The sequence below is a fragment of the Endozoicomonas arenosclerae genome, from assembly GCF_001562015.1.
Lineage (GTDB): Bacteria > Pseudomonadota > Gammaproteobacteria > Pseudomonadales > Endozoicomonadaceae > Endozoicomonas_A > Endozoicomonas_A arenosclerae.
In genome coordinates, this window is the sequence record NZ_LASA01000112.1 from 20,687 (window position 1) to 33,325 (window position 12,639).

At 48.3% G+C, this 12,639-nt stretch carries 10 protein-coding genes; 6 read left to right on the plus strand and 4 right to left on the minus strand.

What is annotated here, in order from left to right; genetic code table 11:
* Positions 1-25: 25 nt before the first annotated feature.
* Positions 26-1,636, minus strand: a complete 1,611-nt coding sequence (locus tag WG89_RS17615) for an AbgT family transporter (RefSeq protein WP_062268442.1) — start codon at positions 1,634-1,636, stop codon at positions 26-28.
* A gap of 649 nt (positions 1,637-2,285) precedes the next feature.
* On the opposite strand from WG89_RS17615, the gene eno reads away from it, so the two are divergent.
* From eno to WG89_RS17645, 6 genes are all read left to right on the plus strand, one after another.
* On the plus strand, positions 2,286-3,581 hold the full coding sequence (eno, locus tag WG89_RS17620) for a phosphopyruvate hydratase (RefSeq protein WP_062268443.1): 1,296 nt from the start codon (positions 2,286-2,288) through the stop codon (positions 3,579-3,581).
* A 154-nt stretch (positions 3,582-3,735) separates the two neighbouring features.
* Complete coding sequence (locus WG89_RS17625; RefSeq protein ID WP_062268444.1) at positions 3,736-5,145, plus strand: hypothetical protein; 1,410 nt, start codon at positions 3,736-3,738, stop codon at positions 5,143-5,145.
* Between the two features lie 147 nt (positions 5,146-5,292).
* Positions 5,293-6,345, plus strand: a complete 1,053-nt coding sequence (locus WG89_RS17630; RefSeq protein ID WP_062268445.1) for an endonuclease/exonuclease/phosphatase family protein — start codon at positions 5,293-5,295, stop codon at positions 6,343-6,345.
* 68 nt (positions 6,346-6,413) lie between these two features.
* On the plus strand, positions 6,414-7,511 hold the full coding sequence (locus tag WG89_RS17635; RefSeq protein WP_062268446.1) for an Ig-like domain-containing domain: 1,098 nt from the start codon (positions 6,414-6,416) through the stop codon (positions 7,509-7,511).
* Between the two features lie 96 nt (positions 7,512-7,607).
* Positions 7,608-8,405: a hypothetical protein gene (locus WG89_RS17640; protein WP_153301658.1), complete on the plus strand. Its 798-nt coding sequence runs from the start codon at positions 7,608-7,610 to the stop codon at positions 8,403-8,405.
* Between the two features lie 117 nt (positions 8,406-8,522).
* Positions 8,523-9,044: a MerR family transcriptional regulator gene (locus WG89_RS17645; protein WP_062268448.1), complete on the plus strand. Its 522-nt coding sequence runs from the start codon at positions 8,523-8,525 to the stop codon at positions 9,042-9,044.
* A gap of 189 nt (positions 9,045-9,233) precedes the next feature.
* On the opposite strand, the gene gatB is transcribed toward WG89_RS17645, so the two are convergent.
* From gatB to gatC, 3 genes are all read right to left on the minus strand, one after another.
* On the minus strand, positions 9,234-10,682 hold the full coding sequence (gatB, locus tag WG89_RS17650; RefSeq protein WP_062268449.1) for an Asp-tRNA(Asn)/Glu-tRNA(Gln) amidotransferase subunit GatB: 1,449 nt from the start codon (positions 10,680-10,682) through the stop codon (positions 9,234-9,236).
* Between the two features lie 10 nt (positions 10,683-10,692).
* Positions 10,693-12,144: an Asp-tRNA(Asn)/Glu-tRNA(Gln) amidotransferase subunit GatA gene (gene gatA / locus WG89_RS17655; protein ID WP_062268450.1), complete on the minus strand. Its 1,452-nt coding sequence runs from the start codon at positions 12,142-12,144 to the stop codon at positions 10,693-10,695.
* Positions 12,145-12,207: 63 nt separating this feature from the next.
* Positions 12,208-12,495 (minus strand): Asp-tRNA(Asn)/Glu-tRNA(Gln) amidotransferase subunit GatC, encoded by a 288-nt coding sequence (gene gatC / locus WG89_RS17660; RefSeq protein ID WP_062268451.1) that lies wholly within the window; start codon positions 12,493-12,495, stop codon positions 12,208-12,210.
* Positions 12,496-12,639: the final 144 nt, after the last annotated feature.

Consider the following 12,639-nt stretch of genomic DNA (forward strand, 5'->3'; position numbering starts at 1 on the left):
CCCCTTTTTGTCGTCTGTCTTTCTATTAGCCAGCGCTATAGAAAGTAGCAGAGCCTGGACCTACTGGCAGACCCAGTACGAAGACCCATACAAAGAACAGAACGCTCCAGCCAATGATGAAGAATATGGAGTATGGCAGCATCATGGAGATCAGGGTGCCAATACCCAGGTCTTTCTTGTAGCGTGTAGCGAAGGCAACGATCAGACCGAAGTAGCTCATCATCGGAGTAATGATGTTGGTCACAGAGTCACCGATACGGTAAGCAGCCTGAATCACTTCCGGCGCGTAGCCAACCAGCATCAGCATCGGTACAAAGATTGGCGCTGTTACGGCCCACTGTGCAGAAGCGGAGCCAATCATCAGGTTCACGAATCCGCACATCAGGATGAAGACGATGAACAGCAGAGGACCGGTCAGGCCAATGTTCTGAAGGAACTCAGCACCCAGTACTGCAAAGATAGTACCCAGGTTGGTCATGCCAAAGAAAGCAACAAACTGAGCGGCAAAGAATACCAGGACAATGTACATGCCCATGGTGCTCATGCTCTTGGACATGCAGTTGATTACATCTCTGTCGTTCTTGACGGTGCCTACTGTTCTACCGTAGACAAAGCCAGGAATGGCAAAGAAGATCAGAATCATGGCAACAATGCCTTTCAGGAATGGGGAGCCTGCAACCGCACCGGTTTCAGGATGTCTCAGTACGCCCCACTCAGGAACGATGGTCAGAGCCATAACTGCGGTTACTGCCAGCAGAGCCAGACCTGCACGAATCAGACCGCGCTTTTCAAGGTCGGTGACTTCTTCCATCTTGTCTTCAGACAGATCAACAGAAGCTTCTGATTCATTGTATTTACCCAGGCGAGGCTCAATGACCTTGTTGGTTACCCAGGTACCTACAAAGGTAATCAGGAATACGCTGATAGACATGAAGTACCAGTTGGCTTCAGGGCCTACCACGTAAGCCGGATCAATCATTCTGGCTGCAGTTTCAGTGATACCGGAAAGCAGTGGGTCAACGGTACCCAGCAGCAGGTTGGCACTGTAACCACCGGATACACCGGCAAATGCTGCGGCCAGACCGGCTAGAGGATGTCTTCCCAGAGAGTGGAAAATCATGGCAGCCAGGGGGATAACAACCACATAGCCCAGTTCGGAGGCGGTGTTGGAGATAATACCGGCAAATACAACGATCAGGGTTACAGTGTTGCGGGATGCTTTCATTACCAGAGAACGAACCAGTGCACTCAGCAGTCCGGAATGTTCTGCAATGGCCACACCCATAAGGGCGACCAGTACGGTACCCAGAGGAGCAAAGCCGGTGAAGTTGCTGACCAGATTGGTCACAATCATCCTCAGGCCTTCACCCGTAAACAGGTTGACGACATGGATCATGCCATCTGCTGCACGACCTGCGGCACCTTCCGGGCGAGGGTCAACCACGCTCAGTCCGGCCCATGAGGCGATGCCACTGATGACAACGATGCCAACAGCAAACAGGGCAAACAGGGTAATAGGATGGGGTAACAGATTACCGAGCCACTCTACAGCAGCAAGGAAACGATCAAAGGCGGTGCGTTTGTTATTGGTATTGTGTGCATCACCTGTTGGGAGAACTTCGGACTGATACGACATACTTCCGCTCCAAACAGTTTTAGCTGGTTGTTAGCTGGTGCCTTTACTTTTGGTTTTGGCGACCTGGCTTGATCATGAGTAACACCTATTCGTTAAATGCTCGTGGTCGTTTAGCGAATAAATGCAACGAGTAAGTCAGGCAAAATACCCTGACAAAAAGATACGCTGGAGTACATTCCCAGCAAATCGGCCGGAATCATACCCTGAAACAGGATTTTTTTACAAATTTAGTTATTAAAGTTTAATTTTTATTCGATTTATATATTTATCTAGAAGACACGCGTCTATTAAAACGGAAGGCTTGTGCCCTTGTGTGAAACGGTGAGAAAGATGGTTAAAGGGTTAAGCGATTCTCGGGAAAGAGAATTGTAAATATTTCATTTAAAGCGAAATTCAGGTCGATTTAAAAACTGTGATTCAAAAAAACTAATACGAATAAAAATGTGGATAAGAAAAGCTGTTTAACAAAAAAGGTTAAAATTGACGTGCATGAATGGTCATTGGGCCTGGAAAAGGTCAGTTCTGACCGATTTTATAAAAGAGGTTCATCATGCAAGTTATTTAAATCGGTTTGCAGATAACCTTTATGACAGGTTTGTCTTGTGGATTACCTCTATATTTAGTCCATTCAAACCGGAGGTCATTTCCCATGGATTTCGCCATCACCAGCCTTGTAGCGCACGAAATTCTGGACTCCCGTGGTCACCCCACCCTTGAAGTCGAATGTTCATTAGCCTGTGGAATCGTAGCCCGTGCTTCGGTGCCATCAGGTGCCAGTAGAGGATCAAGGGAGGCGGTAGAACTCAGGGATGGTGAGCCGGGGCGATATTCCGGATTGGGGGTCGAAAAAGCCATTGAGTCGGTCAATGGTGAGATAGCTGTGCTGCTGTTTGATGATGATGTCAGGGATCAGGCAGGCATTGATAATCGCATGATCGAACTGGATGGCACACCCAATAAGTCCAGATTGGGAGCCAATGCGATTCTTGGTGTTTCTACTGCTGTATGCAGAGCTGCTGCCATGTCGGTTGAGCTGCCTCTGTATCAGTATATCGGTGGGATCAGCGCTAATCGATTGCCGGTTCCCTGCATGAACATTATGAATGGAGGCGTCCATGCTCGCTGGCAGGGAGCGGATTTCCAGGAGTATATGATTGCGCCTTATGGCGCAGATACTTTTCGTGATGCTGTGCGTTGGGGTAGCGAAATTTATCAGGCTCTCAAATCCATTCTTCTGGAGAAGCACTACCATACCGGAGTTGGGGATGAAGGTGGATATGCTCCGTCAGTGTCGTCAAATCGCGAACCGTTGGATCTTATCCTGCAAGCGATTGAGAAAACGGGCCTGGCGCCCGGTAAAGATGTCGGCATCTGTATGGATCCGGCTTCCAGCGAGTTTTTTGAAAATGGGCAATACCAGTTAAAGACAGAAAAGAAAGTACTGTCTTCTGCAGAAATGGTGCGTTATTACTCAGAACTGGTTAAAAACTATCCGGTTTGTTTGTTGGAGGACGGTCTTTCTGAGTCGGACTGGGAAGGCTGGGCAGTTCTGAACGATGAATTGGGTGATGCCATAGAGATTGTAGGCGATGATATTTTTGTCACCAATGTTGAGTACATTGCCCGGGGTATTGAAGAAAATCTGGCGAACTCGGCTCTGATAAAACTAAACCAGATTGGAACCCTGACAGAGACAGTGGATGCGGTGCATTTATGTCAGAGTTGTGGCTGGGGAGCGTTTGTATCGCATCGTAGTGGCGAAACCACAGACAGCTTTATTGCCGATATGACCGTGGCTTTGGGTACCGGCCATCTGAAATCAGGTGCTCCCTGTCGTGGAGAACGGGTAGAAAAGTACAATCAACTCATGCGTATTGAGGACGAGCTTGGAGATATGGCTGAATTTGCCGGTAGGGATGCTTTTGTCAGGCCTATTGAGTGGTAAGGCCTTATTCTGACGAGCGTTCTATCGACAGATCAGAGCGAAACGTCCGATATACGGCTAATCCTGATTGAGAGCACTTGGTCGGGGAGTAGTCAGTGCTTTTAAGTCATTGATTATAATAAAAAGATGCACTTTCTGGAGAAGGAGATCAGGCATGGATGCCGGGCGCAGTTCACCTCAGACACAAACTCAAACACAGACACAGCCTCCCAGGCCCATGGATGTCGGGAATACTGCACAGTCCAGGGTTGCAGTAGGTGGTGGGGGTGCGGTTTTCAATAACCGGAATGTTACAAGAGAAGATAACGCTTCCTGCCGATTGACCGTTTATCTTGATTATGGACACAGTTTTGTCAGGCTGGAAAACAAAGAGAGAAATGTAGATATTGCCCGGGGGCTCTATCCAGACGGATATCATCCTGCCCTGGGGCAGGAAATGCCAACGATAGATACACAAGGCTGTTATCATCCAGAGGTTGAGCTGGATTCAGCATTCCAATCTGAGACTTCCCCCGCCAATCCCTTGTTGCCACAACCCAAAGTACCGGATCCTATGTGCGAAGTTCCCTGGCCACGCGGTGACGCTGACCAGTGTTCTGTTCCTGAAATTGAGTGCGATGAACCAGGTGAAGGCTCAGTACTGACCTCCGCAGGCAAGGACTCTGAGCTCTATCTGGGTTCTAAGGTAGTAGCTGGAGGTGTGAAATCATCGGGTAGTAAACCCCAGGGGGTTATTTCGTCAACGGTTGGCGCGAGCAAACTTTTCCGCGAAGAGTTTGGGGCTGAGCTGGGCGATATAATGGACGAAGTCAGTAGTTATGAAGGCTATAACGGTATTGATCATATTCCTAAAGTGACTTTTTTTATCTCCCACCAGGAGGCGTTGGAAGTAGAAAAGTATATTTCTGAGTATTCAGATGCCTGTAAGAAAAAGGAAGCCAGTTGCGTCTATAGAGGTTTGGGCTTTAATTGCGTTGATTTTGCCCAGGAAGCTTTCTCCAAAACCGGCTATCCCGGACATTATATTGAATATTTTACCCCCAAGCTCCTTGAGCCCAGTATGGGGTACGCGACAGCCTATGCTGCACTCTATCATCCAGTAGTCAAAAATGCAGCTTCGATCGGTGGAACTCTGATGCTGGCAGCGGTCGTTGGTAAGTATGCAGTGCCTAAACTGGCGGGGGCAGCCAAAAGTGTTGGCAGCTGGATGAGTGGTTGGGTCTGGCCTGAACAGAAAACAGTTGAAGATAAAAAGATCGATGCAGGCGAATTAAAGCAACTCTACAAAGAAGTAAAATCCTCCTACGACACTTGTGAAGAATTCTGGGAAAAGTACCAGAAAAGGGATAAGGAAGGTGAGGATACAATAAAGAAACAGATCAGTGACAGCGTTGATCTTCAAGCGAGATTTTATGATGTGGAAAAATTGATTGAGTCGGAAGGTTACACAGGCAGGAATCAATCTTTTATTCACAAAGAGCTTCAAAGCATTCAGGAAGGTTTTGGCGCATTCTTTATGCAGGTTGAAAGTGAAATGAAGGATGCTTTTGCCAGCAAAGGCTGAATGAGTTATACCCTCTATTTTAATACCCTATCGTGAAACTACTGTCTGAGCGCTTTTGCTTCAGTCAGTAGTTTCTGATTTTCTTCTATGTCTCTTCTGAAAGCTTCTATTCTGTAATCTTGATTTTCCAGTCAATGAGCAGACTTGATGAAAGAGTTCAGTCCCCTTCTGGCTTTACTTTTATGGGTGAGTGCACTTGTCGTTGCCGATACTGAGATGCTGAGAATTGATGATACTCGGCAAAGTAGGGAGCCTATTCCTGTAAATACTAATCCCCCTTTGACTTGTCCTTTGAACAAATCGGATCAGTGCTCACCTCTGAAGCTATTGACCTGGAATGTGAATCTGATGACTTCCTATGACTTCTTCGAGTTCCTGATCTGGTGGTTTGGAAGCCAGGATATGAACGACCCTGAATTGAGAGCAGAAGAGATTGCCCAATATATGGTCAAGAGGGATTATCACATTGTTGCGCTTCAGGAGATCGCAGATAAGTACTTAAGAGGTGTCGTCAATAAGGAAATGAGAAAGGCAGGTTATTACATGACGCCCGTTTTGGGAGAGGGCTGGAAATGGTTGCTGTCTGGAAGGCTTTTCAATGGCGGAGTCGTCGTGTACAGCAAGGCTCCTATTTTGGAGATGCGTGAGTTTGTCTTTCCCATGCCTGTTGGTAATCAGGGATGGTGTGCCATTGGAGCCTGGTATGTAAAAGTACCTACTCAAAGTGGCAACTTGCATGTCTTTGGTCTGCATTTGCAAACCGTTCAAAGTGATAATGAGGAAGAATACAAAGGCTTGATCAAGCATTATGGCTATCTTAAGCAGATCAAAAATAAACTGAACATTCCCCGCCATGAGGCGGTTATCTATATGGGTGATTTCAACTCTGATGCAGGCAGACAGGACGGAATGGCTCAAGGGGATGAATATTTTCAGATCATGCTGGAAACACTGGTCAGTCGTCAGGCGGCTGATTTTACCAATACATCCCTGCCTTATTCCTTTGATATTCACGAGAATGAAATGGCCAAGGGGAAAACCCCATTGGGTACACTGGACAATATTCTCTGTGATAAGAGAAATGTCTGCCCGATTAATGGCTATATGAAAATTCTCCACGCCAATCAAACCAGTTCCAGATTAGGTGTTCTTTCTGATCATTACCCTATTGAAGGTATTTTGTATTTTACCAGAGACTGAATCGGGTTGGTTTGAAGATAAAAAAGAGGAATACTGGTGTAAGCCTATAAAATAGTCAGGACAAGGTTATGAAAAGGATTTTCATTACGCTCTTGCTATCATTCTATAGCTTTGGCGCGGTGGCTGCGGGAAATATTACTCACGCCATCATGACCGATGAAGCCAGAAAAAATGTGGTCCCTCAAGCATTAAAAGACCTTTTGGATGACAACAAGCCTTACTGGATAGTTGGCAGTGTTCTACCTGATGGTGGTTATATCCACAAATTCAGTTATGCAGAGCCCGCGCACTGGCCAGCGTTTCATGTCCCTTACTTCAAACATATTTTTGCACTTTGCCAGGGGCAGCTGGATGCCCCTCGTTGTGAACAATTGATTGCCCATTTCCTGGGAATGGTCGCTCATGGGTTTGAAGATGAGTCCTACGATATTCTGATGGATAACCGCTCCCAGCTGGTTGATCCCCCGGAAGGTGATAGCCTTCTTGAGAAAAGGGATACCATGATAGACAAGTACTCTGTCTGGGATTACAACCGGGCATTCCACCTTCTTCCTACAGCGGTCTCACCCCTGGATGATGTTTTTCAGGTATTTACTGAAATGCGCACCCGGAATGTTGAAATGTCCCATTTGCAGGTAGGGGAGGCCACTATGATTACAGCTGCCAGCCTGCAAAGAAATATTGTCGATTTCTTCACCAATTATGTCGACAGCCAGAAATACCCATGGCTGAGGCAAAGCTATATCACTGAAGCCGGTGGCGTAGAATATACAGGTCGTGCTCTGGCTAATTTATGGGAGTTTTATTGGGAGAAATTGAATGGCCGGTCAAAAGCACCGGATGTGACGGTCTACCCTCCGGATGATGGTTTTCTAAATCCCAACCGGCATGACCCCTGGGGACGATTTACTTTTTTGTCGGACCGGCCTCTGCAATCTTACTCTCTCTGGTCCGGCTTTTATGTCGAAGACGATCAGGGTCAGAGGGTCTCTGGCAATGTCAGGGTGCGAGATGGTTATGTGGTGACTTTTAACCCGAGTGTGAGCCTGGTCGAAGGTCAACGGTATCGTGCTGTTCTGTCCACCAGAATCAAGGATTATTGGGGGAACCCCATCTTTCCGGAGGACTTTCACTGGGAAGTGGTGGTGTCTGAGAAGAACAACTGATATTTGGTTAGTCTCAGTGACATGAATGTTATGCCTTCTGAACCCTGTTCCGGTTACTTTCAAGTGTATAAATGAATACACAAGGAGTAGGGGCTTATGTTAGGAGGAGTGACGGATAGCGGGGGAATACCGCATACTCAGATACAGCTCTCTAATCCAAATGGAGAGCAGAGCAAGAGTGGAGTAACGCACGCAGAAAAAGCACCGGTTATGTTTTCCATGTCTGGCCCTCAGCTCATGTCGTCTCCGGTTTCAGGTCGTAAAGTAACCGTTGAGAATAATTACCTTGAAGGTTGGGATAGAATAAAAGGTCAAAAACGTCCTTTTGTTCTCTGTCGCTTATCCGCTGCGATCAAGTTGTTGGGCAGAAATATCAAGAATGAAATAGCCAATACTTTTTCAGCCTTTAAAACACTGGTTGCTGGTGCTTTGGGCAGTGCTGCGGTGATCGGATTGAGTGTTTATGGGGTGGCTTCAACGACTGGGGGACTTTCAACGGCTACTTTGATTCCGACCGTGGTTGCCGGTTCATCTGCAGCTCCTGTAGGTTTTTTTGCCGGAGCGCTGGGTGGCATTCTAGGTGGTGCACTTTACGGGGCGGGTTCCGGTGTCGTTAAAACCATGCAATTCCTCTGTCGTACCCCGGAGCAAAGATTTTTGCAGGGTTACAAGTCGGCCGTTCAGGAGATGAAGGCTCTCGAGCAGAGAGAAATGGAAAATCAGGGACCTTTATCCGATGCAGAGTCTGTACGAATGCAAACTCTCCGTGAGTATATTGATGCGCGTTCCGATGAATGCACTCGAATTCTGAAAGATCAGGATGCAGATGGTGCCCGCTGGCAGCGCTATGGATTCAATCCTGGCAGCAGGCAGGCTCATATCATCAGTGTTTGATCCTGCCAGACCTTCCTGGCGCTTTTCCAATGGCGCCTTTTTAATCATTATTTTCTCTTGTTGACCCGTCTACAGGTGCAGGGCTGACAATAAGCTTGTTATCGATCAGGAGATCCCATGCTGACAGTCTCTCAACTGGCCAGAAAGTGTCAGATATCAAGAACAACCCTTCTTTACTACGAGCGAATAGGGTTACTGAATCCTGCCAGCCGCTCGGAGAACGGTTATCGATGGTACGGCGATACTGAGCTCAAGCGGCTTGAGTCGATTATGGCTTATCGTTCTTATGGGTTGCCGATGAGGAGTATTGGCGAGCTGCTGGATCGTAAAGATAACAGGGATCAGGAGCGTATACTGCGCGATCAGTTTGCGGCTCTTGAAAACGAGATACAGACACTAAGACAGCAGCAGAAAGCAATCGTCATGCTGTTGGAAAATCCTGCACTATTGGAGCAAAACATGGTCAATAAAGAGCGCTGGGTCGAAATCATGAGAGCTGCCGGTTTCAGCGAAGACGATATGAAAAGCTGGCACAAACAATTTGAAAAAATGGAGCCTGAAGCTCACCAGGAGTTTCTGGAATCCCTGAGTATTGAGAAAGAGGAGATTAAAGACATTCGTAAGTGGTCAAGAGATTAGGGATTTGTCTCGAAATAATTTCCCGATTTACATACGGACTCCGTTCACCCTGAGCTTGTCGAAGGGTCATGGTATTGGGCTTCGACAGGCTCAGCCCGAACGGGTTTTGAGAGTAAGATAATTCCTAAGAAACGAAAAAAGCCCGCTGAGAGATTAGACTAGGCGGGCTTTTTTTTGGGCTAAGAGCTATCAGCTGTCCAGCTTCTTCTTGAGAATCTGGTTTACCATGCCAGGGTTAGCCTTACCCTTGGACGCTTTCATCGCCTGTCCAACAAAGAAACCAATCATTTTGCCACGCTTTTCAGGAGGCGCAGCGCGATAGTTTTCAACTTGCTGGGCATTGGCTGTCAGAACTTCATCGATCATGGCTTCAATGGCACCTGTGTCGGTTACCTGCTTGAGGCCTTTTTTCTCGATCACTTCATCAGCATCTTTGCCTTCACCGTTCCACAGGGCTTCAAAAACCTGCTTGGCAATCTTGCCGGAGATGGTGTTGTCTTTGATACGGGCAATCAGACCCGCCAGCATGTCTGCAGACACAGGACTTTCAGCGATCTCAATGTTGCTGGCATTCAGAGATTTGGAAACTTCACCCAGCACCCAGTTGGAAGCCAGTTTGGCGTCGCCACTGGTTTTTGCTGCCGCTTCAAAGAATGCTGCTGTCGCCTGATCACCTGACAGGATTTCTGCATCCACTTCGCTAAGGTCAAAGTCGCTGACAAAGCGGGCTTTTTTGGCGTCCGGCATTTCCGGCAATTGTGAACGCAGCCTTTCCAGACGGCTGTCTTCAATCACCACAGGCAGCAGATCTGGACAAGGGAAGTAACGGTAATCGTTGGCTTCTTCCTTGCTGCGCATGGAGCGAGCTTCACCAGTATCGCCGTTGTAGAGGCGGGTTTCCTGAATCACTTTGCCGTCGTCTTCAATCAGATCGATCTGGCGTTCCACTTCCTTCAGGATGGCTGCTTCCATGAACTTGAAGGAGTTCAGGTTCTTGGTTTCGGTACGGGTACCCAATTCTTCCTGACCTTTTAGACGTACAGAGACGTTCACGTCAAAGCGCATGGAGCCCTGAGACATATCACCGTCACAGATACCCAGAGTGGTGACAATAGAGTGCAGCTTCTTGGCGAAGGCCACTGCTTCTTCAGCGTTACGCATGTCTGGCTCGGTCACGATCTCGATCAGAGGTGTGCCAGCACGGTTCAGGTCGATACCGGACATACCGTGGTAGTCTTCGTGCAGACTCTTGCCAGCATCTTCTTCCAGGTGAGCATGGTGAATGCGAACCGTTTTGGTAGAACCATCTTTCAGAGTGATTTCTACATTACCGGCACCTACGATCGGCTTTTCCAGCTGAGTAGTCTGGTAGCCTTTTGGAAGATCAGGGTAGAAGTAGTTTTTGCGCTCAAACACATTAACCTTGTTGATCTCGGCATCAATGCCCAGACCAAACATAATGGCCTTGTTGATGGCTTCTTCGTTCACAACCGGCAGAACACCGGGCAGACCCAGGTCCACGGCGCAGGCTTGAGTGTTGGGCTCGGCACCGAAAGCGGTGGAAGCTCCAGAGAAAATTTTGGTTTTAGTAGCGAGCTGAACGTGAATTTCCAGCCCGATAACGGTTTCCCATGTCATGTCTGTTACCTCAGGCTGTAGTCGGAGTGTTCAGGTGAAAGTCGGTAGCTTGCTGGAAGCGGTGAGCCGCATTCAGCAGTAAAGACTCATCAAAGTGACGACCGATCATCTGCAGGCCAACAGGGCGACCATTCACAATGCCAGCAGGTATAGACATACCAGGCAGGCCCGCCAGGTTAACAGACAGGGTGTAGATATCGGACAGGTACATGGCTACCGGATCGTCGCTCTTCTCGCCAATGTTGAAAGCAGGCGTTGGTGCATTCGGTCCCATGATAATGTCGCATTGTTCGAAAGCGTTCATAAAGTCATCACGGATCAGACGACGGATCTTCTGTGCTTTCTTGTAGTAGGCATCGTAGTAGCCAGCAGACAGGGCATAGGTGCCTACCAAGATACGACGTTTAACTTCTTCGCCAAAACCTTCACTGCGGCTGCGCTTGTACATGTCCATCAGGTCTTCTGGGTTTTCGCAGCGGTGACCGAAGCGAGCACCGTCGAAACGAGACAGGTTGGAAGAAGCCTCTGCAGGAGCAATGACATAGTAAGAAGGAATAGACAGCTCCAGATTAGGCAGGCTGACTTCCTTAACTTTTGCGCCCAACTTTTCGTATTCAGCAACAGCGTCACGAACACGTTGTTCAACTTCAGAGTCGAGACCGGTAGAGAAATACTCTTTAGGCAGACCAATAGTCTTACCTTCCAGAGAGTCGTTCAGGTTAGCGGTGTAATCCGGAACTTCGCGATCCAGGCAGGTGGAGTCACGATGGTCAAAGCCCGCCATAACATTCAGCATCAGGGCTGCATCTTCTGCAGTCTGGGTCATCGGACCGGCCTGATCCAGGCTGGATGCGTAGGCAATCATGCCGTAGCGGGATACACGGCCGTAAGTCGGCTTCAGGCCTGTGATACCACAGTGAGAAGCAGGCTGACGAATAGAGCCACCGGTATCAGTACCTGTTGCTCCAGCAGCAAGACGAGCTGCTACACAGGCTGCAGAACCACCGGAAGAGCCGCCAGGAATAGCCTGGGTATCCCAGGGGTTTTTCACAGAACCGTAGTAGCTGTTTTCGTTGGAAGAACCCATGGCGAATTCGTCCATGTTGGTTTTACCCAGCATGACGGAACCGGCTTCCTTGAAGTTACGGGTCACAGTGGACTCGTAAGGAGCTACAAAGTTGTCCAGAATTTTGGAACCGCAGGTGGTTTTTACACCTTCGGTGCAGAAAAGGTCCTTGTGAGCCAGGGGAATGCCGGTCAGGGCAGAGGCATCACCTGCTGCACGACGCTCGTCGGCAGCCTTGGCCTGATCCAGGGCCAGTTCTTCAGTCACTGTGATGTAACTGTTGTAGTTACCATCCAGCTGCTTGATTCGGTCAAGGTAGAGCTGGGTCAGCTCAACGCTGGACAGTTCGCCGTCGGCCAGGGCACGGCTTTGTTCTGAGAGTGATTTATCGTACATGATTCAGGGTAATCGCTTTTAAACAGAATAAAGGGTTGAAGCGCTGTTCAGTATCCGGCTGGTTTACTCAATGACTTTGGGAACCAGGAACAGTCCGTCTTCAACAGCCGGTGCACAGCTCTGCAGCTGCTCGCGATTATTCTCTTCAGAGACCACGTCTTCACGCAGACGCTGGGTGGCATCCAGTGGGTGAGCCATGGGTTCCACATTGTCGGTATTAACCGTCTGCATCTGATCAACCAGCTCAAGAATACGGCTGATGGTATTGGCAGTGTTTTCTACCTGACTGTCATCTATGGACAGGCGTGCCAAATGGGCAACCTTCTGAATTTCAGAAGCATCAATGGCCATGGCGATCTCCGAATTCGGGCTTTAAAAAGCGGTTATATCCAGCTTTCGCTTGCTTTTAGAAGCAGCGGGAAAGTTGAGTATGGGGAATAAAGGCTAAATGTATGGGCTATGAAGGTGAATCTCAAGGTGTAGCCAGGAATTATT